Origin of the sequence: Endozoicomonas sp. Mp262, assembly GCF_025643335.1 — a bacterium.
Classification (GTDB): Bacteria; Pseudomonadota; Gammaproteobacteria; order Pseudomonadales; family Endozoicomonadaceae; genus Endonucleibacter.
The window spans coordinates 4,163,364-4,184,087 of sequence record NZ_CP092489.1; the positions used below are offsets into that span (position 1 = coordinate 4,163,364).

Genomic DNA, 20,724 nt, shown 5'->3' on the forward strand with positions numbered 1-20,724 from the left:
GTTAGTTCCTTATTTAAAAGCGTGGTGTTGGGTAAAGAGGGTTTGGGTTTTGATCAGGTTGGTTGATAACGGAATGATGGTTTCTGCTACCTGGTTCAGGGCATTAACGGATTCATCCCGTGCCTGTTCTGATTTGCCCTGGGCATCAATCGCCTGTGTTTTTGCTGTAACGGCTGTTTCTCTGGCTGATTCTGCCCCGGCTTGTGCGGTAACGGCCTGATTCTTGGCTGTAACGCTGGCATCCCTTGCCGATTCTGCCCCGGTTCGGGCATTAACGGCCTGTGTTTTTGCTGTAACGGCTTCATCCCTGGCTGTTTTGGTTTTGCCAAGGGCATCTTCTGCCTGCTTTTGGGCGTCAATACTGGCATCCATAGCCGATTCTGACTGCCCCATAGCGGCTACTGACTGCTGCTTTGCGGCTTCAGATTCATTCTTTGCCGTTATACTGGCATCTCTGGCCTGTTCTGATTTGGCCTGCGCTGTCTCAGAAAGGTTTTTAGCGGATACGCTCTGATTCTTTGCGGCTTCTGAGTCATTCTTTGCCGTTATGCTGGCGTCTCTGGCCTGCTCTGACTTGGCCTGTGCTGCTTCTGATGCCTGCCTTGATGACTCTGACTTGTCAGCCTCCGCCTTTGACCGGTCACTTTGTTGTTTTGAAAAGTCATTGGCTGTTTTCAGATCGTGGATGGTGGGATCAACCTTATTCCACATCTGCTTTTGCACTTTACGGACAGACGGGATTGACCCGCCGTCTACGGGTACATCAGTGTTTTCATCACCGTCCAGCACCTGCTTGTGCTTGTTTGCTGATTGTTCGGCCAGTGTTGCGGCCTGCTCTAATTGTTGTGATACCGTACTCATTGCAAGATCCGTGGTAATCGGGTGTTGATAGTGGCGTGATAACGGCTGGCCGCCTTCACAATGGCAGCGATTTCAAGACCACCCCAGTTCATAATGATGCTGGCTGTATCATCATCAATTACAAAGCGGTTCGGGCATTCCAGTTTCAGGGTGACTTTCCAGTAAATGCCCTCCCTGTTGGCTTGCTGGACTTCAAACAGCCTCACGGTTTGTTCTACCCGGTCAGCCCCCAGCTTCAGTGATTGCTTAAACCATGACTGCATATAGTGGGTATCTGTGACACAAAACCTTTGGAACCGGGCCAGTTGCTGGTCAGTCCAGAGATAGCTGCAACTAAACAGGGTATTGTGCTTTGATCGCTGGTTACGGCTTCGGGAAGGCCCAACCACTGCACTGGAATTTTCGGCACTGCCCAGGGTGTAGCTGTAACCAGACCTTAACGGCTTACCCAGGGACTCGGGCCAGATAATATCAGTCATACAATTCAAGCTTTGCTGTCACTGGCCAGTGCAAACCTGACAGAGCATTGACCGTTAGATTGATGATTCTGATACGCTTCTGTTCAAGCGCCTCAGCTCGCTTGACCGGTCCCTGAAACCACAGTGCCCCGTGATACAACTTTCTGATATAGAACCAGTCAAATAGAGACTTGCTCACCTCATCTAGCAGCAGTTTTCCATTCACCAGCTCAGGTGGCTTTTTCTGTCGTATACGAACACCGGGGGAATAACCAAGGTTTTCATCTGGCCTGACCAGTTTAAGGTTCTGGTCATACTGATAGCCTGACAGCTGCCAGACCGGAAACACATCTGGCCAGGTAACAATGTCAGTCATCGTGAAGGATTCCTTTGCCAGTTAAGGTGCTGCTGGCCAGCTTTGGTGATAGGCCCACCCCGCCGGATCTGGTTAATTGTGTTTTCTTCAGATTTTTTTACGGCAATGGTTATGATTTGGTTGGCTTCATCAATGGTGGCAGTTGTTCCTGGTGGAGCCTCATTCACATTGATAATCCACTGTGGCTGGTTGCTGGCCGAACCATTGGCATTTTCAAAGAGCCTTTCTGTTTTTGCCCTGCTAGTCACCCTTGCCGGACCTTCTACAAGTTCCAAACCAGCCTCACCGACAATACCAAACTTTCCAGCGGGGATAGTGCCACCTACATCAAACGCACCGGCAAAGGTACTGGTTGCCGCTGTTGTAGCTGCCGCTACCATGGGAGCGGTTGCCATTTCTGCCGCTGCTGCCGCACCAGGTGCCAGACCGGGGCCTATAACCGGAATAGCTGCTGTGGATGCAAAAGCGTTAATAGCTGCCAGCTGCTGACCCGCTATTGCCTGCCCTGAAACCTGGGCAACATATCCCGCATTGGCTGATGCCCCCAGTGTCTTTTCCAGTGTCCAGAGCACCAGCCGCTGGGCTCCAATCTCAACCAGGGCAGATATCATAGATTTAGCCAGTCCATTGGCCACTTGCCCCATCACATCACCAAAGTTTTCACCATCAACCACAGCATCGGCTACGGCATTACCGAAACTTGAAGAGAATCGGTTGAAAGAGTTGCCCCACATGGTATCAAAATCATTGGTTGACTCTTTGATGTGATCGGCCATTTTTTGCCAGTGGGTTTTATTTTTTTCTTCCTCTTCTTCCTGCTGCTGTCGTTTTAATTCTGCCCGTTCTTCATCATAGAATTGTTCTATGGCTTTCTTGGCATCAAGAAACTCCTGATAATTTTCAAGCTCTCTTTGAGCTCGTTCTATCTCCTGTTCCTCTTTTGAATTAAGCAGCTCTTCATCAGTCATCAGACGTTGCTGTAAAGACAACACCATCTGGGCATCACGGTCCTTTGCGGCCTGTACCTCTTCCGCCTGCCGATCTTTTATTTTTTGCAGTGATTCTTTGTATTGCTGGTCATTTTTGGCATTGAGCTGCTTAACCAGATCGGCCTGTGTGTTATATCCAGCCTTTTTAATTTCTGTTTCGGTCAATGACAGCTGGGCGATTTGCTCCCGTCGATCATTGTAGGATTTTTTTAACATCTCCTGCTCAGAGAACAGTGCCTGCTGGAGACTATCCAGCGCTTTCTGGGACTCTTCTGCATTCAGGAAGGAAGGTTTTTTTTCTTCGTTATCCTTGGGTTTGTTGAGGTTATCCAGTGCTTCATCTATATCAGCAATCAGGCTTTTCTGTACGTCCAGTTTTTGATTAAAGGTATCAATATCAGCCTGTGCCTTAATGGCCGCTTTTCTGTTTTCCTCGCTGTATATTTCTATTGGTTCGCCGCCAGTCGCATAAGGACTGATGGTGATTGTTGATTTTTTATTAAGTTCCTTCTGTTTATCCGCTATCTGCTGCTCAAGATCCCTGACGGCATCCGTGGCATCTATTTTTTTTGATCTTAGCTGTGATTCTGTAAGTTCTGATAGTTTTTTATTCAGCAGGTCTGCCGATTCTGTAGCGCTATCTGATTTAGTAACAAAGTAGGCCAAGGCCCCTGCCGCCATCATTATCAAGCCAGCAGGTCCGCCTGCAATAGACATAACGCCGTTAAGCGCTCTCCCTGCAACTGCCAGCCTGCCGGTTGCAGCGGTTAACGCTGTTCTTGCTGCTGTCAGTCGCTCGGTTGCTCTGCGGAGGTCAAGCCCGGTTAATGCAGTGGCCTTCTGTGCTGTTGCCAGCCTGATTTCAGCCTGTGCCTGTTTGACTGCCGCTACTGCTGCCGCGCGTGATGCAATCGCCCCCTTCACCTGGGCAGATACATGCTTCCATGCGGCAACACTGGCACGACCAAAGGCAGCATACAGCGATATACCCACCGCCTGAGCCACGGTATCCATATTCTCGGTCAGGGTTTTGGCTGTAGCGGTAATGGCAGGTGCCAGTTCAGCGGTAAACTTTGTCGCTGTGCCGCTAATAACTGCATACACAAGGTCTAGCTCGGCACTCATCTCCTTGAGTGCTTTGGTATCTGTTTCTGTCAGCGAGATATTGAGCCGGTCGAATGCATTCGCCATCCTGTCCAGCTCAATACTGTTGTCCCTGAACAAGGGAATCAACTTGGTGGCATCACTCCCCACGGACTCCAGATAAAACGACATCTGGTTGGCATCCAGCCCGGCCTTTTCCATTGCCCTGACCATTTTACCCAGGGCATCCGGCCCTGATAAATGCCTGAGTTCATCGGCGGTGATGCCTATTTTGGGTGCAACTTCAGTAAAAAAATCCTTAAAACCGCCACCGGCAACATCAACAAACTCACCGATCTTTTCCCGCACATCCTTTGATATATCAGCCAACTGATCGGCTTCTATGCCAAACTGCCTGGAAGCATAGGCCGCTGCCTGGAACTCACTGACTGACATGCCCGCCACCCGGGCCATGTTATCCAGTTCCCGGGCATGGTTGCCAATAGCGGTGAGGGTTGCCAGGCTAAAGGCTCCCCCAATCACCGCTGGCAAGGTTGACAGCTTTTCAGAAAAACTATCAACGGCAATGGCTGTCAGCCGGAATGATTTGGAAACACTCTCGTTTTTATCAACAACATCCTTGGCAACGGAGGCACCAAAGCTTTTGTTCTTGCTGATAACGGAGGAGAGTACCTTTTCATAGGCGTTGGCATCGGCCAGTAATTTGACCTGTATTCTACTGTCATTACGTGCCATGTTGAGCTGCCATTAATGATTTCATAATATTTTTCTGGTCTGCTGCGGTTTGTTCCTGAGGTTTGCCCGGCATAAAATCAGCGGGTTTCAGGCTGCTTTTGTAGCGGCCTGAGCTGTTGGCTATCACGGCACATAACCGGGCAATATTCAGTTGTTCCACCTCGGCTCCCCAGGGGCTGGCTTCATAGTGCCGATACCATTCACACCATTCGCTTACGGCCAACTGCTTCATCATCCGCCTGGGGGATAGCTGCCCGATCCGCTCCGCCAGCAACGGTGCGAACCAGCCGCCGGGGCAGATTATTTTTTTTTGTTTCGGCGCTTGTCAGGCTCACTATTAGATTCACTATCAGACTCACTATCAGACAGCGGGATATGATTAACTTCAGCCGCCGCTATCCATAGCTTTGTCAGCAATTCATCGGGTAGTTTTTTCAATGCCTGTTTAATCTCATCCTCAGTCTTGTCCGGGTAAGCCGGTTTAAATGCCAGCGCCAGCAGCGATTCAGTCAACTGGTAGTTATTGATCTGTACCTGCTTCGGGTCATCGGTTGCCGCTGGCGGGGTCATGCTGTAAACCCGGTCATAAGCACTCATTTCATACACAGTAAACTCACGGTTTTTGTAAGTGACTGTCTTTGACTCAAGAATATCCGTATCAAATAAACTCATTGATGCTTCAGCCCTGTTTCTGCTTTTCTTTATTCAGTTCTTTATTCAGTCCATGTGCCTTCAGTCAGTGGCCCCGTAATTTTTACGGTGACTGACCGGGTGATCTCTTCTTCAAGAGGGATGGCGACACCAAAGCTGGTGACAATGCCCTGGAAGGAAAAGGAGGATTTATCATCATCAGAGAGTTCTATTTTGTAATCGTGGGCTTCATTTTTGTTATAGTCTCCCTGCAGCGCCACCTGCCCGGCATCGGTCTTTTTAAAGATCATCACCAGACTCAGCTCACCACCATCCCTCAGGCCCGGGGCAAATTCACGGTAACCCCCGGTTGAATCAAAACAGGTGACATCCTGTGTATCACGGGTATTGCTGATTTCCCCCATTTCCTTGATTTTGGCGATAGCAACATAGGTATCATCACTGTCGCCCTTGCGTAAAAATTTTGAACCAATACCGGCCATTGCCTTTTCTCCTGGTATAAAAAAACCCGCCGGGTGGCGGGCTTTGATTGCATGGTTAACTGTTAAATTACTTTTTTACCGTCAAGGTAATAGCTGACTACCTTGCCATCACGTACGGCACAGGATGATTTGTTCCTGACATCCTGACTCAGCTTGTTTTTTGCCGTCCAGTACAGCTCTACAATCGTAGTGTCATCAACCGATCCAGCTGCTGTGTCGATAAACTTTACCGTGTCAGGGTAAGCTGCCATTGACTGGCTAACCTTCTGGCATTCCCACTTTGCATCGCTGATTGTCTTTCTGGCCATTTCTTCAGGAGTCAGTTTCAGACTTTCAATCTGAATATGGCTGACTTCATTGCCGTCCATCAAGCACTGGGCCTGATCGTCACGATAAAAGCCATGGGGATTGGTCATTGCATAATTAATGGTAACTGTCTGGTTTTCCACAACTGAATCATAAACCCATATCGACTTCGGGTAACCCATACCGCTCCAGACTTTATTCAAGCATTGTTTTTCAGGCTCGCTCGCCTGACGCTCAAAAATATATTGTGAATCCCCGTTAATAAAAGGCGGTAACATAAAATACACCGCTACCAATCCCACTAATGCCAAGCCAGCCCCGGCAATCAGCCAATCACGTTTTGTATACTGCTTTTTCTCAGACATAGTATGACCCTATTATAAAATCCGGATCATAGCCGCCAGCCGATCGCAACGTAAGTGTCAGAACTGACTATTTCGGCGGGTGCCATTGCTCAGGCAGCATGTAATTAATCGCCTCATGGTACAAGGCTGCTGCGGAAATCTGCGCCAGGGTTTCGTCATTAAACTCTGCCCGGTAGCTCATTAGCAGGCTGGGCAGTTCACCGGGCACCTGTGGTGTATATTCGCCGCCGGTTACGTAGAAGTAACGGACATATCCCTGCAATGTGGTGTCGTAATCCAGTACTGACCGCACCTTTTCCGATAATTCCTCAAGACGGGCATCACCGGCCTTGCTGAATATTTCCACCTGAATCTCACCCGTAGTAATGTTATCAACGGCCTCCATAGTTTCCGGCTGGGTTGTCCATTCACCGAAATAGATGGTGGCAAACTCAGGCTTGCTGGTTTTACAGTAGCGGTCGCTGTAACCGGTAATACCGACACTGGCGAGGCGGCCCCGGATGATTTCCTTTACTTTCTGTCTGGCAGAGGTCATTGGTTAAGCCTGCGGCTGATTTCACGGTTGGCTATGCGGGGGTATTCGTTTTGCATGATACGCTGGCACACCCTCGGGGTGATAGACTGCACTGTATCATTAATTTCTATCTTAACAACTTCCAGCGGGTATCTCTTGTCGGTTGTGCGCTGTAATACCTGGTATTTTTTCAGCTTGGTCTGCTGATAGCCCTGGCCTTTGATGTATTTGCCATATCCTTTCTCACCAGATGCATAAAATGCACTGGGAAAACTGTGCTTACCTGCCCTTACCTGTCCGGTTTTCTTCATTACCCGAACATTGCCAAGGCTGATAGCTGGTACTGGCTGGCCATAACCGGTAATTTTCGCCACCATCTTATCAGCAGCGGCCTTGCCAATATAAACCCGTTTTTTAACGACTTTATTCTGCAGTTTATGCTGCCTTGCCACTCCACGAATAATTCGGGTCTTTGCCATAGTTGCCGCCCGGTTTAACGACCACCGTACAGCTCCTTTTACCACCTTATCTTTTTTGGCCAGCGACCTGTTAAGGGCTTTAATTTGCTGATCAATGGTTGCCATAGCAGATTCTCAAGAAGATATGACAGCGACTTGCACCAGATGTCTGTCATTATTCACTGGCCTGTCAACAATCCACTGTTGATTATCCGCATTCTGAATAGTGTCGCCCCGATCAGGTGTACCCACTTCCTTAACCAGCAAGGTAATCATGGTTTCCGTTTCCTGCACCTGGGCATACTCACCGTTCATAATCACGTCATAATCAACAATACCCATGGTTTCTAATGGCTCTGCACCCTGTTTGGTATATAGCAATGGCTCACCAAACGTTCTAACAACATCTTCATCCATATTTTCCAGAGCCTGGTTGAAATTACTCATCTTTCTTATTCCTGGCCTTGCTGGTTGCGGTGTTTTTGGTGGTCATTCCTGAAGGTTCCATCATTCGGTCGGTATAGGTTGCCCGGCCTATGCTGGTTAGCGTGTGGGCATCTTCCTTATTGACCATTATTTTATCGCCTTTTTTAACCAGTTTTCCGTCATTGGCGATAGTGTCTCTGGTGATAGTAACTTCAACAGTGTCTGACATTGGGAAACCTCAATGGGGGCAAAGCCCCCAGTTACGTTATGCAGTAACAGCCTTAGCAAAGGATTTAGGCTGCTTGACGACAATATCAAGGTCTTGAAATACCCGCATAACCAGTCCACCGCTGGCAGCTTTAGTCGCTTTGTCGGGCATTACATCCAGCACTCCCCACATGCCAATGGCTACATCAGCAAAGTTACCAAACAGAATATCAGTGGCAGCAATACCATTTTTGCGGTGAGCGGCATAGCCATTGATAGTGCCGCCTTCCATCAGCATCAGTCCTGATCCGGCATCACGGGGAGTGCTTTTGCAATGACCAATCACGCCAGAGTGAGCCACATACGCCATATTGCCTGCCAGAGCATTGTCAGACGCTATTGCTGTTTCAAAGGCCACAACCTCTGCCCAGGTTGGGGCACCGGCTTTTGCCAGTGTCACAGTACCAATGCCGGTGGTTTTTAAAATGCCTTTTGGACCTTTCGCAACACCGGCAAAGCCTGCATTATCAATAGCTACCGCTGCCCCAAGCTGCAACTGACGCATGATCATTGATTCAACACTCGGATCAGACTGTTTCAGCAAACGTCGGGTGACGGGTACAGCACCGGCAACGGTTTTAGGTGTGAGTGAGACTGTACGGGTTGGAATATCACTGTCTGTAGCGTCTTCATCCTCATTGAGCCAGTAGAAAGTACCATCACCATCTGAGCCCGGAATATCTACATTACCAACAAGGCCTGTTAACACATCGGCCCCGAGGTTCATAAGCAACGTGTAATCACGCAAGGCATCAATAAATGAGCCCCCTAAGTGATCAGTGCCGACCAGTTCGGCCCCTGTACCTGCCCCGCCAGTGGTCATATCCCGCTGCTGGACATCATAAGGAATATAAAAACCACGGGCATCTTTGCCCAGCTTGTCTGCAACAGCCAGAGACACATCACGCTCAAGACCTGCCTTGCTCCAGTCCCCACTTTCTGCTGCCCTGAGCGCCTTCATAATGCTGTAGCGCTTCACTTCCTGACTGGTCATATCAATCTGGGTAACGGGCTTGGCTTCCGTGCGTTTATCCGTATTCAGTTTATCCAACACAACGCCCCGGAAATCAGCAAGGCTGGTGCCTTCGTTGATTGCGGTTTCTGCTTCTGACACCAGCTGGTATTTCCGGCCAAGATCATTGATTTTGTTGATACGCTGACGCTCTGCTTTTAACAGTTCTTTGCTGTCAGTGTGTACCGCCGGGGATTTTGATTTCGTTTGTTCTTCAGGCATTGCCTTTTCCTTTAAATCGTCTTGTATTATTGAAACGCAGTCATCAACAACGGCTTTTGCAAATTTCTCTATGGCATTTGTTTCTTTTTTGGCACTGCGCTCATTAATGATGATTTCATTTTTATCACCACCATCAGCTCTCGCAATACCCACTGAAGCATCAGCCGGAACCGCTACAAATGAAATTTCAAACGGCTCCCAGTCCGTTGCCCGGTAATCATCACTGCCTTCATTTCTTTCCAGTTCATGAATGCGATAACCCACGGAAATATGCCGAATGATGCCGTCTTTCACGTCGTTAAATATTTCGTCAGCGCGTGGACTTGTCCCCAGCCTCACCTTTGCCCGCCCCCGGCGGTCACTGTCGATAGATACGGACTCAACCACGCCGACGTGATCACGATGGTCATGCCCTACCAAAACCGCCCCGCCATTCTGCAGCCTGCCCAGACGTATAGAAGTTGGCGAGTGGTCAAGGATTTCGTTACCAAACCAGCGTTCAACAGGCTCCTCAGATGAAAATGCCACATCTACTGTACGGGCATTTTCGTCGATAGCCTCACGCTGAAGCGTTATTGACCGCTCAAGCGGCCCCGCTTTCATCTTGCGGGTTATTGGCATCGTCGTTGTTCTCCTGTGATTTTGGTTCGGTTTCCTGTTCTGTGGTCATGGCGTTAAAAATCCCCAGTTCTTTCAGGCGTCTCTCTTCTTCAGCAATTTCATTGAATACCTGGTCAGGGTCACCGCCCTGTTCCCTGATAATCTGTGAACGGGTAGTGATTTTCAGACCAATACCCTTTTCGTGGGCTGTCATTTCTTTTGCCGGATCAACCCATTTCCAGCGCCTGCCCTGAAAAACTGCTGGCTTGTAATAGGCAAGTTCTCTGTTTAGTGGTGCGGGTGGTTTGTTCTTTCTTGGGATATTTATTGTTCCCAGGTCATGCTGCCTTTCCAGCCATTCATCAAAGATGGGCCTGATTACATTTCTGATTAACCAGCCCTGTAAACCAATCCATACTTCACGGGTTTCAAGCATTCCCACACGGGCAGAGGAATAATTCACATCCGACATATCATTGGCAAAAGTGTTGTAATCAACACCCAGACCAGAGCTGATACCACGCAGGCACTGCTTCATGAAATCGGAAAACTCACCTTTTGGGTAATCCGGGTTAAATGACTGAAAATCAAGATTGCCTATATTTCTGAACATGCCTGGTTCTGCTTCCATTTCAAAACCATCATCATTTTCTTCATCACCTTCAAACTGATCATTGCTTGATGATTTGAAGAAACCCATTTGGCTTGCGCCGATCCGTGCTGCAACCAGGCTGGCATCTTCATAGGCTCCAAGCATTTTTAACCGCTGCAGACCTGTAGCAATCCACGGAATACCCCGTTTCTGATCTACAAACTCACAAAGATAGGCATGGATAATTTCTGAAGCGGGAACCCTTAAATAGTGCTTATTGTTGTAGTAATTAAGATAAGTCTGCTGGTTGGCTTCTGGCTGACTCAAATGATAGGCAACGGGCCTGCCGGTATTATCCAGCTCAATACCATGAACAATCCTGTTATTGCCATGCTCGCCAATATAAGTGACATCCAATAACTCTGGATCAATCAGTTCCAAGGTATAGCCGTACTGTGACCCTCCATGTTTACGTATCAGTATTTCACCATCACCGGCCACAGCTGCCATCAGTACATTCTGGAAATCAATCCAATGTAACCGGCCTTTGAAGTCACAAACCTGATGCCAGTCCCGCCAGGTGTTTTCTATAGCCGTTCTTACTACTGAGTCAGGGTTATTGCTGTAATCCATTACTTTTGATTGCAATACCACCCCTTCAGCACCAACAACATTGGTTTTCACCATGCCAATAAACTTTCTGGCATAGTCATTGTTGTAGCGCTGTTCCCTGCTTCGGGCCCTGAGTATTTTCAAGTTATGAAAAATCAGGTTGTCAGGGGTTTGGCTAACACTGGTCCAGCTGGAATTTAACCTGTCACCCAGGGAAGCGTTAAAGTTTCGCTCCATTAACTGGCCGTTCTTGCTATGCCTTGGTAACAAGGGTTTTCTATTACTGATTACAGGATCAGACCGGGCTGGCCGTTGTTTCTCTTTTTTACGAAATGGCCACATCAGAAGCGCACTCTAACCGGTTGATACTTTGATCTGCCCTGCTCTTTTGCTTCAAGACCGGTCAGTTCGTTTTCAAACTTACTCCTGAGAGTATCCAGCTCGGCCAGACTGTATCTCTGTAAATTACGCCCGTTATAGCTCATTGCACTGGCCCCCGAGGTAATATCACCACTAATACGGGCATCAATGGCATCAAGCATATCTTCAAGCCAAACTTTCCGTTTTTGTTGTCTTGTTGTTAACGCCATGAATTTGCAAAGCCTCCGGCTCGGCGTCTTGGCCTTCTTGCCGCTCGCCGTTCCTGGTTAATCTGTTGGGTGACTGTTGGTTCTGGTATTTCTTCAGGCTCTTCTGGTTCCAGCCGTGTGGCCAGTGCCTGAAAGTTTGGATTCAAGATATAAAGGGCTGCGGTGTTATATACCGCTAAGTCAAAAGCTTCATTTCTAGCCCTGGTCTTTTTCCATTTGCGTACGGGCCTGCCATTAACAAATGATGTTATGCACTGCTCTGCAGTGAGCTGCATAAAATATTCTTCGTCAAAGCAGTCTTTTACCGGGAAATGAGCATAACCGGCACCAGGATCTGTTACCTTTAATCTGGCCAGCACAATCTCTTTTGCGGTATCAACACCGACAGTGAATAACTGCACTTTGCCCAGATTAGAGCGTGAGGGTCTGTTAACAATGGGCATCCCTGCCCCTGATTTCCCTTTGATTGCATACACCCGCCGCCCTTCTCTTGGTTTTACAAACTTGTAAACTTCCTGAGTGAAATGGCCACCTGTGTCTATAACCGAGCAACTGATATTCAGGCTGGTGCCACTGGCATGGGTGTATTTAGTCTCAAGAAATTCTGCCAACTCTCGCCAGATTTCCGGCCTTGACGGATCACCGCGCATGATCCGTAATTCAATACGCCAGTTTTCTTCACCCACTCCCCAGCCATTAACCTCACATTCAAGCCGGTCATCCTGAACATCCACGGCACAAGTCAGCACTACGGCACCCGCTGGCACTTCATGCTGATAATGCTCTCTGCGCTGATACAGCAAGTGGTGCTCTATACCATCGCCTTCTTCTTCCCAGGTTTCACCCAGTGAGGTATTCACCCATACCTTCAGGGTATCGGGTGTTTTCTTGGCTTCCCTGAAATCAGCAATAATCTGTTCCCAGCGTCGCCAGGGTGAAACCAGTTCATTCAGGTGAAAACCACGAGTTGTGCTGTGTTCTGCCTGAGCTATCCATAACCCAGTGCCATTGAGCCACTGATACTGGCCAGAGATAACCCCGCAGCGATTACAGGCATGACCACATTCATCAAAACTGATTTGAGCCCATACCAGCGGTTGATAGTGCCCACACTCGGGGCATGGAAGCTGGTATTGCTCCTGGGTGCTGTCTGCGTATAACGCCTCAATCCTTGAGGCTCCCTTTACAGTTGGAGTGGATACAGCAAGGATCTTTTTGTTCCAGAAAGTTGTGGTTCTTTTTTTCGCAAGATTGAACGGGTCACCTTCGGTTCCTGCACTGGGAGGAAACCGGTCCACTTCATCCGCCAGCAATATTCTAATTGGGCGAGACGCAAGTGAAGCGGGTGAATTAGCCCCGGCCATGGTGATATGACCGCCCGGAAACGATTTATGAAGTATTGTATTTCCACTGTCCCTTGCCTTACTGTCTGCAATTTTACCCCGTAGTGGTGGCGTATCACGCACCATGGGAGCCATCCGGTCTTTACTGAATGCCTGGGCCATTTCAAGCGTCGGTTGCAGCAACAATATGGGTGCCGGGTCATAGTCGGCGAAATAACCGATGGTATTCAGCAATAATTCTGTTTTTCCAACCTGTGCCGATGACATAACCACTACCATTTCACAAGAAGGGTCATTGACGGCATCAAGGATTTCACGCTGATAAGGTGCCCTGCTGGTTTTCCAGCGTCCGGGCTCTGCACTGGCCTCGCTGCTTAGTCTTCTAAATTCATCGGCCCATTGTGATACGGTCAGGTCAGGCGGCGGCGCTGCCATCAATGCTGCACGGTGCAGCAGATTGGATACCGTAGTGTTCAGGGTCATAGTCTGCGAGTTCTGCCAGTGCTTCAAACAGATGTTCTTTCAAACAATCCTGTATCTGGGCCAGATCGGTCAGGTTAAGAAACTGGTGGGCGGCTTTTGTTGGTATGCCCAGTATTTTTGCCCGGAATGCTGCGACAAAATCAACCCAGGCTGCTTCAACAACATCAGCCGGAATCAACTTTCCTTCTTTGACTTGTTCATCCAGTGCGGCAATGTTTGCTTTGTGGTGAGTCAGTCTTGCGTTTTCAACATCGTAATCAAAAACTTCCGTACCATTTCCTACCCCGCTACTGGCAGAAAAATACTTTTCAATTTCAGTTTGAATCAACCAGTCAATCACATCGGATGTGTTGTATATATTGGCTGTACCCCTTGTACCTTCTGACTGAATGGGCAAGCCGTTCTTTTGAAAAGTGGTAATGGTTCGTTCTGATTTACCGATGATCTCTGCCAGCTGCTTTTTATTGACTAATTGACCTTTTGACATACCGAGGAAGGAAAACCCTATACAGTTCTGTGACTAAAAAAACCTCGCGCGTCCGTAAACCCGCAAGGGACGAGGTCCAGAAGGACCCGCACACCCCAGATAAGTATTTATGCTTAAGTGGAAATACGTATACAAAAAAAAGGTAATAATAATTAGTCAGGTAGCCTGCCCAAGACTTTCAGAACATTCTCATTAACGCTTTTAACTTCGTCTCGGACATCCTTGATATCTTCCCGCACCTGGTCTTTAAGCCTGACAATATCCTCATCAATTCTTTGCTTACTGACCTTGAGCGCCTCAATATCCTTGGTGTTACTATTGATCTGTAACTGAGTAGCTGTATAGCCACCGATAATGGCAGCAGCCAACACAACGGCCTGAAAGATATCACCCAGTTTTATGGTGGGGTCATAACGGCTTATTTTTTGGTGTTGTACTTCATTCATGTTTGTCCTGCTGCTTCAGCATTGATCCATAAAAAAACTGCAGGATGGTGGCAATGATTGTACCCAGGACAAACCCAAGCACGGTATCTGCAAACCGTATGTTCTGTTGTGGTATGGGATACAACACAGTCAGAAAAATAAAAGCCGCTGCAATGGTCGACCAAAACCAGGCAAAGTTATAGATAAACCGCCTGGTCTTCAGATCGCTCTGGTTCATTGCTGCCTTCTGCATGGCCCGAGCACTGGACTTATCCTGAAGCGCCAGCTGATATAACACTTCTTTGTGTTCCAGTAATCGCTCCTGAACATCAGCCACCAGTTCAGGATCTTTATTTAGCTTTGATAAAGCCTGCTTTGGGTCATTAGTGCCCGTTACAGCCTGGGCAACATTGATCACCTTATTGACCACCGCTTTATTCTTGCTGCTGATCAGATCACCCAACCAATCAGAAAACCCGGTAATATCAGCAATTCCCTTGGCGACTCCAACCATCGTTAACGGGTCCATGCTAAAGATCCTCTGGCCATTGCCCTGTATCCATCATCAGTGCTAACCGCACTGCCCTTATTTTCACCTGATCAGCCCAGCGGCTATCCAGCATTTCAGCAGCCGCTTCTGAATAGTTTTCATCGTTAAGGGCAGCAAAAAACCGTTTAAATTTGCTCAGTGTTGGCCAGCCCATGTTATAGGACATATCAATCAGTACGGCCTTTCTGACCTGACACAAAGACTGGTAGCAAGGCACATTAGCGGCCAGTTCATGCTCTGCTGCGTCGATATCATTAGCCATCATGAGATCGGCTTCTGATTTTAAAATACCGTTGTCTTCCAGATTACGACCATAACCGATGGTTAGCTTATTGGACGGACAGCGGTAAGGGGTCAGTTTTAGCCCTTCATGCAGAGCGATTAACTGTTTTAGTTTTTTTCGGTTGGCCATAATCTGTTAATCAGAAAAAGCGTCTGGCAGCGTAACTAACGAGGATTTGGAAGTAATGAGTATTACGCCGACAGACGCAAAAGAGAAAGGTATACGATAGACACAAAAAAACCGCCTTGATTGCTCAGGGCGGTCTTTCTGCGAGTATGGGAATTTTACCCCTAATATTGGTAAATGGTCAAATATTGCCGCTCATAGCTATCATTCTGTCATCCAGCTGCAGCTTCAGTTGTTTACAAATCTGGCTGACTTCCTGTGCCTTTTTCTGACCACAACTTAATAATTCCCTGACTTCCTTCACAGTCAGTTTTTTAATTTCACCCGCATTCAGGGCAGATAAGACTGTTTCAACTTCTGACCGAAACTCTAACATCACAGGTTCAGGCTCTTTCCTTTCATCAACCATAAGCGGGTCTGGCTCCTGGTCAATAACAGGCTGTTCATTGACTGTTTGTTTATAGGCCCGTTCAATCCCTGGCTGTTTCTGCTGAATACCCAGAATAATCACAAAGGCATCCAGTAACAGCGCCAGAGTCACAATAAAACCGCTGATTACACTGTTACCATTCCAGCCAGTCACGTTACTCACCCGTTCAGCGGCTGACTGTAACGCTGTTTTCTCTACTACTGGTAATTTATCCAGTTGTTTTTTAACTGCCAGCCCCTTGGTAATGAATCCCTCCGCCATATAACCATCAACAGCAGCCTGAAGTGTTGCCCGTTCTTGTTGGGCCACCAGCTGCTTATCTTCTGAATGTGACAGAGTCGCTACACTGGCAGTCACACTGGTAAGCAATACCAGGGCAACAGCTACCCCATAAATCACAGCGGGAATTATCTGTTCATCCTTCCATGCCTGGTGAGCCATTGCCGGAACATAGAGCAATGCCCCGGCCTGAAGTGCCACCAGCGTTACAGCAAAAAGAATGGCAGCAATACCTGTGGCCAGTGACCAGCCAAACATGCCGGTCATAACCAGGGTTACAGTCAGTAATACCAGTTGCAGTTCTTTCTGACCTTTCATGCTGCATCCTCCCTGTTTTCCAGTGCTTTAATCAGCTCTTCAGTCTGAGTCATGGCCTTACCAGTAGACTTCATTGACTGAATCAGGGTGTGGTAGATCAGAAATTCAATACTGCCTTCCCTTGCATAGCGGGAAGCAGATAACAGGGAAATCAGACTACCCTGCAGTTTTTTAGCCAGCCCCAGTTCAAAGAACAGGTCATTGACTTGTTGTTCAGTATTCTTGGTTGTCATGGCCTGCCCCCTTATACGTGGATTTCGTGAATGCTAACGCCGTGCCCCTTCTTGGGGATCACTTGAAACACACGGAAAAGTGAATTCAGGCAGTAAGCAGCCAATACCTGATGACTACGCTGATAAAACTCGGGTACTTCCAGTTCAAAGCACTCTTCACGGAACCAGAAAACAACAGCATTGTTAGTTTTTGGGCAGAGGTTCAGTTGCAGTTGGTGTTCTTCTGTTTTCATTGCCTGATTCCCCCTATGCCTGAATAGTGTGGCTAACAGATCGGGCCTGCTTAATCAGCAATGCTGTCCTGAATCCTCCGTTTTCGTTCTGGGCATCAGCCACCAGTAGGAAGACAGCAGGACCATACTGATCAATCAACCGTTCTTCTACAGCACCACCCCACTGCCCAAGGAAGTTCTTGTATGCCTTCTGAACATAGTTGGAGGTAAAACCGTAGCGGCTGAAAAATGAATGGAGAGTGCCAGCGCTTTTGCTGCTGTCTTTGTTGAAGGTTAACCAGTCAATGAAGTGAATGGTGAATGGGCTGCACTCGGCAAAGTGTTCAACCGTGTAAGTTATGTTATGAGCTGCCTGTGGCTTGGCTTCGTTCTGGCCTGTAAAGTTTTTGCCCATTTCTACAGCCTTATCAAACCCTTTACGGATAACCTGCTTGGCTTTTTTGGCAACCTTGCGAACTTTATTGACGGCCTTGCCGGTATTTTCTGCCACCAGCTCTTTCACACGGTCAATATCCACCTTGTACCAGGTGCGGATACCTCCCACTATGCGAGAGTAATCACGCTCGGACCATACCGTTAAAACACCCAGGCTAACCAGATTCTTGGAGTGATTGCGTACTGCAGTACGGCTAAAACCACCGCCGTCAACGTTAGACCACTCTCTCTGGGATTTCCAGAAAGCGCCTTCACGTTTTTGTGCAGTCTTGGATTGAGAACAGGCGATGAGGTGAACAAGAAAATCACGTCCAGCTCTTGCCCCAGCGATTTGGGTGGCCTGACTAGCTGTCAGTTTGAATGTTGTCATGGTATGGGCCTTGAGTCTCTAGCCCTTCTTCACGGTTGGTGGAGAAGCGGCCAGGGTGTTAACAACACATGCTCAAGAATCATGTGCGCTATAGCCTCTACAGCTATAGCCACCGCTGACCACTTCGCCATAACTCTGTATGCGCTGAAGCAAATCGGCAGGAATTCGTTTTCGGGAATTCTTGAGTATGTGAGTACTGCCTTCCAGTTGTTAAGCCAGAAAACATTGAAACGAATCATAAAACAAAAACACCCACCAGTGCAAGTGCCACACGGGCATCAGTAAATAGGAGGTTTTTGTATTTTACTGAGTATCTTACTGTGGTTAGGACAGAAATACAGGGGGGTAGGTTTTTAGCTCACTATTCAGAACTATCAAACAAACAAGGTTGGTTGGTTGGTTGGTTGGTTGGTTGGTTGGTTGGTTGAAAATATCAGACTGCCTTGACACCTTTGATAGCCTCTCATGCATATTTTTAAAATAATTATGATCACACTCTGACCCAATACAGCGTCGTCCCATCATAATACATGCTTGAGCTGTACTCCCAGACCCAAGAAAAGGGTCCAATACCAACTCATTAACCCTTGTACTTGCCTTGATCATCTGAATCATTAAATCGACTGGTTTCTCGCATGGGTGCTTACCAGGGTAGCTTGATATAGGCTCAAACTCCCAAACATCCGTCCACATATCACGTCTAGTAACCGTAAATGGTCGACGCAAACTTTCATACTCTTGTTTAAGGTCTTCATAATTTCTCTTTAAGTCAGTGTACTCCATGTTCAATATGGAATAACGTGACCGAACCACCTCATATCGATCAGACAAAGACACCCCATTACCAAGCTCTTTAAAGCATTGCTGCAATGCCTGATAATTTTCTTTTGTAGGAAATTGCCACTGATTTCTTGTAAATGTATGACGGGCCGTCATGAATTTTGGCAACCCATGATCCGAAAACCATTCGGATATCTGACTTGGAGTAATTCCCAGCTTTATACGTTCATCGTTAAAGTATTTTATCAGAGGGTCAAATACCGAAGCTCTTAACTCTTCACATGCTTGGTTATAACTGCCCATGTTTTTTGCATACCCATCACTATCGTAGTGTTCCGCAAATAAAATACGTTCAGTCTCAGGAAAGTAAGATCGCAGCTTTTCTTTTTCTGCCTTATTGCCTGGTATTGATGGCCTTAATCCTCTTTTACACTTTCTCCAGACTATATGGTTAAGGTTGTTAAAGTATCTTGATATTGATACCTCAATTCGAGAAGCCATCTTAGAAGAAGCAAAAAAATACAAACTACCATTTTTGCGTAGAATCCTTTTAAACTCCCTCAATAATGCACATACCCACTCAATGAAATCATCGGCACATTTCCACTGGTTATCCCAATCATCCGCTTTAATCCCAAAATATGGAGGATCAGTGATAATGGCAGATACACTTTGATCATCTATTTTTTTCATCAAGTCAAAACAATCACAACAGTGCAGCTCTGCGCCACCAATAACCACCTTATTCATATCAACACGCCCTCAGTGCTTCACCAATCTGGTGATCAATACGACTAAATAACTGCTGGCTTAAATGTTTGAATGCATGCTGCTCCCAGATCGCAAGCATTGGGTAAAGATCACGATAAACCGGTTCGTACTTTTCCGCCCAGGTGGGATGAGTCACACCCAAAAAACGTGCGTTACTCCTGTTACTCGGCCTTACTCTTGTTGACCCACCACAGCGGGTACAGGGTTTGTAAGCAAAGTCACGCCCTACCGGGTAGCGTTTACCGTTACCGGTTCCGTTACACTTTGGGCAACGGTGATCAATCACAGCATGATCCACCAGCAATCTGACCAATTGGTGCCAGACCTTGCACTTCTGCCGGTCAATATCCGTGATTCGGTAGGGCTCCACATTTCGCACCAGGCAGTGGGTGTAATGGTGCAGTGCTGCATACTCACCATCGGATAACAGTTTCTTGTTTTTGATATGGTCACCCAGGTAACACATGACAGTGGTTTCAAGGGCAAGTCTCGCTGGCAAGTCACCTGTGTACTTGGCCAGTGCCAGATAGTACGGCCCCGTTTCTGTACCAGCCAGTGCTGCTGCCACATCTTCAGCCGTGAATTTAGGCTTGCACCCAAGACCGGTATCAAACCGGATATTCTTGACCTTGAGTTTTGCCAGTGCCATTGCCGCCCGATCCATTGCCCTGTTACCTGTGTCTGATGAAATTATCCAGTTGTTGCTGCAGGTGGTCGGTATGCTTGCGGGTTTCCCTGATTACATATTGCAGATAGCGGTTTTTAGCCCTTAAACCATCAATGATCTGCTCATCTGTCAGTGCTTCGCCCGTTTCCAATACCTCACCCAGCCCTTTACACGTCATGCAAACCAGCCAGTCAAAGACGCCTCTTTCTTCTCCCAGCCCATTGCATGACTCACATTTTTTTAATTGCTTTGTCTTTCCCTTCATAAACCTGTCAGTACGGCACCCCTTGTGCCGGAAAGTAGCGATACCCTAAAAATTCCCCTGATCGTGAATGATTCAGTGCATAAACCGCTGCCTGTGTGTAACGGTTACTACGGGCAAAGGTATTTATGACTTCGCTATCACTTTCCATAGCTCTGGCCAGAATCCTTACCCGTCGGTAACTCATGCGGAAATGGTTTCTTGCACTGGTAACTTCAGGTAGTTTGTGAACTCGTCCTTGATCGCTGCCAGTCCCTTGCAGACACTGGCCTTGTATCCCTGCTGGCTTAACCGTGTTATCCATTCCTTCTGGTAGGGGCTGACTTCCGCATCGTTTGGTGGTGTCGCCTTGTACTCGACCACCAGCCCGTGATAACCACCCCTGGGTAACATACAGAACACGTCCGGCACTCCCGGCTTGACGCCCATGGCTTTCAGTTTGCCTGCCGTTGCCTTGTCCCTTTTGCCGCCATTGGGTGGATGAAACACATAGACAAACACGCCGGGATGCATGGTATGTAGCCAGCGCATAAACATTCTTAGTTCCCGGTCCTCGTTTTCCCTTGGCTTCCGTCTTGGTTTTTTGGCTGCCAGCCTGATTACTGCCATAAATATTTCCCTGGTATCTC

At 47.7% G+C, this 20,724-nt stretch carries 29 protein-coding genes; all 29 read right to left on the minus strand.

Annotation, left to right across the window (positions count from 1 at the left end; all coding sequences use genetic code 11):
- Positions 1 to 9 precede the first annotated feature (9 nt).
- On the minus strand, positions 10 to 861 hold the full coding sequence (locus MJ595_RS18265) for a hypothetical protein (RefSeq protein ID WP_263079479.1): 852 nt from the start codon (positions 859 to 861) through the stop codon (positions 10 to 12).
- The gene (locus MJ595_RS18270) at positions 858 to 1,340 is read right to left on the minus strand and encodes a hypothetical protein (RefSeq protein ID WP_263079481.1); all 483 of its coding nucleotides are present in this window, start codon (positions 1,338 to 1,340) and stop codon (positions 858 to 860) included. Before MJ595_RS18270 ends, MJ595_RS18265 begins: the two co-directional genes overlap by 4 nt.
- Entirely contained in the window at positions 1,333 to 1,695 is a 363-nt protein-coding gene (locus MJ595_RS18275; RefSeq protein ID WP_263079483.1) for a hypothetical protein, read from the minus strand. The genes MJ595_RS18270 and MJ595_RS18275 overlap by 8 nt, the downstream gene beginning before the upstream one ends.
- Positions 1,692 to 4,523 carry a hypothetical protein gene (locus MJ595_RS18280; RefSeq protein ID WP_263079484.1) on the minus strand — a complete coding sequence of 944 codons (2,832 nt, stop codon included), beginning with the start codon at positions 4,521 to 4,523 and terminating at the stop codon, positions 1,692 to 1,694. Before MJ595_RS18280 ends, MJ595_RS18275 begins: the two co-directional genes overlap by 4 nt.
- Entirely contained in the window at positions 4,513 to 4,758 is a 246-nt protein-coding gene (locus MJ595_RS18285) for a hypothetical protein (protein ID WP_263079485.1), read from the minus strand. Before MJ595_RS18285 ends, MJ595_RS18280 begins: the two co-directional genes overlap by 11 nt.
- Positions 4,759 to 4,823: 65 nt before the next feature.
- Positions 4,824 to 5,195, minus strand: coding sequence for a hypothetical protein (locus MJ595_RS18290; RefSeq protein ID WP_263079486.1), 372 nt, complete (start codon positions 5,193 to 5,195; stop codon positions 4,824 to 4,826).
- Between the two features lie 41 nt (positions 5,196 to 5,236).
- Positions 5,237 to 5,656: a phage tail tube protein gene (locus MJ595_RS18295; RefSeq protein WP_263079488.1), complete on the minus strand. Its 420-nt coding sequence runs from the start codon at positions 5,654 to 5,656 to the stop codon at positions 5,237 to 5,239.
- Positions 5,657 to 5,718: 62 nt separating this feature from the next.
- Positions 5,719 to 6,327, minus strand: coding sequence for a hypothetical protein (locus MJ595_RS18300; RefSeq protein ID WP_263079490.1), 609 nt, complete (start codon positions 6,325 to 6,327; stop codon positions 5,719 to 5,721).
- Between the two features lie 67 nt (positions 6,328 to 6,394).
- The gene (locus MJ595_RS18305) at positions 6,395 to 6,862 is read right to left on the minus strand and encodes a hypothetical protein (protein ID WP_263079491.1); all 468 of its coding nucleotides are present in this window, start codon (positions 6,860 to 6,862) and stop codon (positions 6,395 to 6,397) included.
- Positions 6,859 to 7,425, minus strand: coding sequence for a phage tail protein (locus tag MJ595_RS18310; RefSeq protein WP_263079492.1), 567 nt, complete (start codon positions 7,423 to 7,425; stop codon positions 6,859 to 6,861). Before MJ595_RS18310 ends, MJ595_RS18305 begins: the two co-directional genes overlap by 4 nt.
- 9 nt (positions 7,426 to 7,434) lie before the next feature.
- Positions 7,435 to 7,746, minus strand: a complete 312-nt coding sequence (locus tag MJ595_RS18315) for a hypothetical protein (protein ID WP_263079493.1) — start codon at positions 7,744 to 7,746, stop codon at positions 7,435 to 7,437.
- Positions 7,739 to 7,954 carry a hypothetical protein gene (locus tag MJ595_RS18320; protein WP_263079494.1) on the minus strand — a complete coding sequence of 72 codons (216 nt, stop codon included), beginning with the start codon at positions 7,952 to 7,954 and terminating at the stop codon, positions 7,739 to 7,741. The genes MJ595_RS18315 and MJ595_RS18320 overlap by 8 nt, the downstream gene beginning before the upstream one ends.
- Before the next feature lie 36 nt (positions 7,955 to 7,990).
- Positions 7,991 to 9,847, minus strand: a complete 1,857-nt coding sequence (locus tag MJ595_RS18325) for a phage major capsid protein (RefSeq protein ID WP_263079496.1) — start codon at positions 9,845 to 9,847, stop codon at positions 7,991 to 7,993.
- Positions 9,810 to 11,372, minus strand: a complete 1,563-nt coding sequence (locus tag MJ595_RS18330; RefSeq protein WP_263079497.1) for a phage portal protein — start codon at positions 11,370 to 11,372, stop codon at positions 9,810 to 9,812. The genes MJ595_RS18325 and MJ595_RS18330 overlap by 38 nt, the downstream gene beginning before the upstream one ends.
- Entirely contained in the window at positions 11,372 to 11,620 is a 249-nt protein-coding gene (locus tag MJ595_RS18335; RefSeq protein WP_263079498.1) for a hypothetical protein, read from the minus strand. Before MJ595_RS18335 ends, MJ595_RS18330 begins: the two co-directional genes overlap by 1 nt.
- Complete coding sequence (locus MJ595_RS18340) at positions 11,611 to 13,446, minus strand: phage terminase large subunit family protein (protein ID WP_263079499.1); 1,836 nt, start codon at positions 13,444 to 13,446, stop codon at positions 11,611 to 11,613. Before MJ595_RS18340 ends, MJ595_RS18335 begins: the two co-directional genes overlap by 10 nt.
- A complete protein-coding gene (locus MJ595_RS18345) occupies positions 13,379 to 13,933 on the minus strand; it encodes a terminase small subunit (protein ID WP_263079500.1) in 555 nt (184 codons plus the stop codon). Before MJ595_RS18345 ends, MJ595_RS18340 begins: the two co-directional genes overlap by 68 nt.
- 152 nt (positions 13,934 to 14,085) lie before the next feature.
- Positions 14,086 to 14,379: a hypothetical protein gene (locus MJ595_RS18350; RefSeq protein ID WP_263079502.1), complete on the minus strand. Its 294-nt coding sequence runs from the start codon at positions 14,377 to 14,379 to the stop codon at positions 14,086 to 14,088.
- On the minus strand, positions 14,372 to 14,887 hold the full coding sequence (locus MJ595_RS18355) for a hypothetical protein (protein ID WP_263079503.1): 516 nt from the start codon (positions 14,885 to 14,887) through the stop codon (positions 14,372 to 14,374). The genes MJ595_RS18350 and MJ595_RS18355 overlap by 8 nt, the downstream gene beginning before the upstream one ends.
- Before the next feature lies 1 nt (position 14,888).
- Positions 14,889 to 15,320 carry a glycoside hydrolase family protein gene (locus MJ595_RS18360; RefSeq protein ID WP_263079505.1) on the minus strand — a complete coding sequence of 144 codons (432 nt, stop codon included), beginning with the start codon at positions 15,318 to 15,320 and terminating at the stop codon, positions 14,889 to 14,891.
- A gap of 178 nt (positions 15,321 to 15,498) precedes the next feature.
- Positions 15,499 to 16,344, minus strand: a complete 846-nt coding sequence (locus tag MJ595_RS18365) for a hypothetical protein (RefSeq protein WP_263079506.1) — start codon at positions 16,342 to 16,344, stop codon at positions 15,499 to 15,501.
- The gene (locus tag MJ595_RS18370; protein ID WP_263079507.1) at positions 16,341 to 16,577 is read right to left on the minus strand and encodes a hypothetical protein; all 237 of its coding nucleotides are present in this window, start codon (positions 16,575 to 16,577) and stop codon (positions 16,341 to 16,343) included. The genes MJ595_RS18365 and MJ595_RS18370 overlap by 4 nt, the downstream gene beginning before the upstream one ends.
- Positions 16,578 to 16,588: 11 nt before the next feature.
- Positions 16,589 to 16,810: a hypothetical protein gene (locus tag MJ595_RS18375; RefSeq protein ID WP_263079508.1), complete on the minus strand. Its 222-nt coding sequence runs from the start codon at positions 16,808 to 16,810 to the stop codon at positions 16,589 to 16,591.
- Positions 16,811 to 16,823: 13 nt separating this feature from the next.
- Positions 16,824 to 17,615, minus strand: coding sequence for a hypothetical protein (locus MJ595_RS18380; RefSeq protein WP_263079509.1), 792 nt, complete (start codon positions 17,613 to 17,615; stop codon positions 16,824 to 16,826).
- Between the two features lie 324 nt (positions 17,616 to 17,939).
- On the minus strand, positions 17,940 to 19,145 hold the full coding sequence (locus MJ595_RS18385; protein ID WP_263079510.1) for a site-specific DNA-methyltransferase: 1,206 nt from the start codon (positions 19,143 to 19,145) through the stop codon (positions 17,940 to 17,942).
- A 1-nt stretch (position 19,146) separates the two neighbouring features.
- Positions 19,147 to 19,830, minus strand: coding sequence for a hypothetical protein (locus MJ595_RS18390; protein WP_263079511.1), 684 nt, complete (start codon positions 19,828 to 19,830; stop codon positions 19,147 to 19,149).
- 7 nt (positions 19,831 to 19,837) lie between these two features.
- Positions 19,838 to 20,098, minus strand: a complete 261-nt coding sequence (locus MJ595_RS18395) for a hypothetical protein (RefSeq protein WP_263079513.1) — start codon at positions 20,096 to 20,098, stop codon at positions 19,838 to 19,840.
- Positions 20,099 to 20,105: 7 nt separating this feature from the next.
- Positions 20,106 to 20,282, minus strand: a complete 177-nt coding sequence (locus tag MJ595_RS18400; protein ID WP_263079514.1) for a hypothetical protein — start codon at positions 20,280 to 20,282, stop codon at positions 20,106 to 20,108.
- On the minus strand, positions 20,279 to 20,704 hold the full coding sequence (locus MJ595_RS18405) for a VRR-NUC domain-containing protein (RefSeq protein ID WP_263079516.1): 426 nt from the start codon (positions 20,702 to 20,704) through the stop codon (positions 20,279 to 20,281). The genes MJ595_RS18400 and MJ595_RS18405 overlap by 4 nt, the downstream gene beginning before the upstream one ends.
- Between the last annotated feature and the right edge of the window lie 20 nt (positions 20,705 to 20,724).

What these genes read in the sequence shown, in the direction of transcription:
- MJ595_RS18265 (WP_263079479.1), bottom strand. Translation starts at nt 861, where the DNA reads ATGAGTACGGTATCACAACAATTAGAGCAGGCCGCAACACTGGCCGAA.
- MJ595_RS18270 (WP_263079481.1), bottom strand. Translation starts at nt 1,340, where the DNA reads ATGACTGATATTATCTGGCCCGAGTCCCTGGGTAAGCCGTTAAGGTCT.
- MJ595_RS18275 (WP_263079483.1), bottom strand. Translation starts at nt 1,695, where the DNA reads ATGACTGACATTGTTACCTGGCCAGATGTGTTTCCGGTCTGGCAGCTG.
- MJ595_RS18280 (WP_263079484.1), bottom strand. Translation starts at nt 4,523, where the DNA reads ATGGCACGTAATGACAGTAGAATACAGGTCAAATTACTGGCCGATGCC.
- MJ595_RS18285 (WP_263079485.1), bottom strand. Translation starts at nt 4,758, where the DNA reads ATGATGAAGCAGTTGGCCGTAAGCGAATGGTGTGAATGGTATCGGCAC.
- MJ595_RS18290 (WP_263079486.1), bottom strand. Translation starts at nt 5,195, where the DNA reads ATGAGTTTATTTGATACGGATATTCTTGAGTCAAAGACAGTCACTTAC.
- MJ595_RS18295 (WP_263079488.1), bottom strand. Translation starts at nt 5,656, where the DNA reads ATGGCCGGTATTGGTTCAAAATTTTTACGCAAGGGCGACAGTGATGAT.
- MJ595_RS18300 (WP_263079490.1), bottom strand. Translation starts at nt 6,327, where the DNA reads ATGTCTGAGAAAAAGCAGTATACAAAACGTGATTGGCTGATTGCCGGG.
- MJ595_RS18305 (WP_263079491.1), bottom strand. Translation starts at nt 6,862, where the DNA reads ATGACCTCTGCCAGACAGAAAGTAAAGGAAATCATCCGGGGCCGCCTC.
- MJ595_RS18310 (WP_263079492.1), bottom strand. Translation starts at nt 7,425, where the DNA reads ATGGCAACCATTGATCAGCAAATTAAAGCCCTTAACAGGTCGCTGGCC.
- MJ595_RS18315 (WP_263079493.1), bottom strand. Translation starts at nt 7,746, where the DNA reads ATGAGTAATTTCAACCAGGCTCTGGAAAATATGGATGAAGATGTTGTT.
- MJ595_RS18320 (WP_263079494.1), bottom strand. Translation starts at nt 7,954, where the DNA reads ATGTCAGACACTGTTGAAGTTACTATCACCAGAGACACTATCGCCAAT.
- MJ595_RS18325 (WP_263079496.1), bottom strand. Translation starts at nt 9,847, where the DNA reads ATGCCAATAACCCGCAAGATGAAAGCGGGGCCGCTTGAGCGGTCAATA.
- MJ595_RS18330 (WP_263079497.1), bottom strand. Translation starts at nt 11,372, where the DNA reads ATGTGGCCATTTCGTAAAAAAGAGAAACAACGGCCAGCCCGGTCTGAT.
- MJ595_RS18335 (WP_263079498.1), bottom strand. Translation starts at nt 11,620, where the DNA reads ATGGCGTTAACAACAAGACAACAAAAACGGAAAGTTTGGCTTGAAGAT.
- MJ595_RS18340 (WP_263079499.1), bottom strand. Translation starts at nt 13,446, where the DNA reads ATGACCCTGAACACTACGGTATCCAATCTGCTGCACCGTGCAGCATTG.
- MJ595_RS18345 (WP_263079500.1), bottom strand. Translation starts at nt 13,933, where the DNA reads ATGTCAAAAGGTCAATTAGTCAATAAAAAGCAGCTGGCAGAGATCATC.
- MJ595_RS18350 (WP_263079502.1), bottom strand. Translation starts at nt 14,379, where the DNA reads ATGAATGAAGTACAACACCAAAAAATAAGCCGTTATGACCCCACCATA.
- MJ595_RS18355 (WP_263079503.1), bottom strand. Translation starts at nt 14,887, where the DNA reads ATGGACCCGTTAACGATGGTTGGAGTCGCCAAGGGAATTGCTGATATT.
- MJ595_RS18360 (WP_263079505.1), bottom strand. Translation starts at nt 15,320, where the DNA reads ATGGCCAACCGAAAAAAACTAAAACAGTTAATCGCTCTGCATGAAGGG.
- MJ595_RS18365 (WP_263079506.1), bottom strand. Translation starts at nt 16,344, where the DNA reads ATGAAAGGTCAGAAAGAACTGCAACTGGTATTACTGACTGTAACCCTG.
- MJ595_RS18370 (WP_263079507.1), bottom strand. Translation starts at nt 16,577, where the DNA reads ATGACAACCAAGAATACTGAACAACAAGTCAATGACCTGTTCTTTGAA.
- MJ595_RS18375 (WP_263079508.1), bottom strand. Translation starts at nt 16,810, where the DNA reads ATGAAAACAGAAGAACACCAACTGCAACTGAACCTCTGCCCAAAAACT.
- MJ595_RS18380 (WP_263079509.1), bottom strand. Translation starts at nt 17,615, where the DNA reads ATGACAACATTCAAACTGACAGCTAGTCAGGCCACCCAAATCGCTGGG.
- MJ595_RS18385 (WP_263079510.1), bottom strand. Translation starts at nt 19,145, where the DNA reads ATGAATAAGGTGGTTATTGGTGGCGCAGAGCTGCACTGTTGTGATTGT.
- MJ595_RS18390 (WP_263079511.1), bottom strand. Translation starts at nt 19,830, where the DNA reads ATGGATCGGGCGGCAATGGCACTGGCAAAACTCAAGGTCAAGAATATC.
- MJ595_RS18395 (WP_263079513.1), bottom strand. Translation starts at nt 20,098, where the DNA reads ATGAAGGGAAAGACAAAGCAATTAAAAAAATGTGAGTCATGCAATGGG.
- MJ595_RS18400 (WP_263079514.1), bottom strand. Translation starts at nt 20,282, where the DNA reads ATGAGTTACCGACGGGTAAGGATTCTGGCCAGAGCTATGGAAAGTGAT.
- MJ595_RS18405 (WP_263079516.1), bottom strand. Translation starts at nt 20,704, where the DNA reads ATGGCAGTAATCAGGCTGGCAGCCAAAAAACCAAGACGGAAGCCAAGG.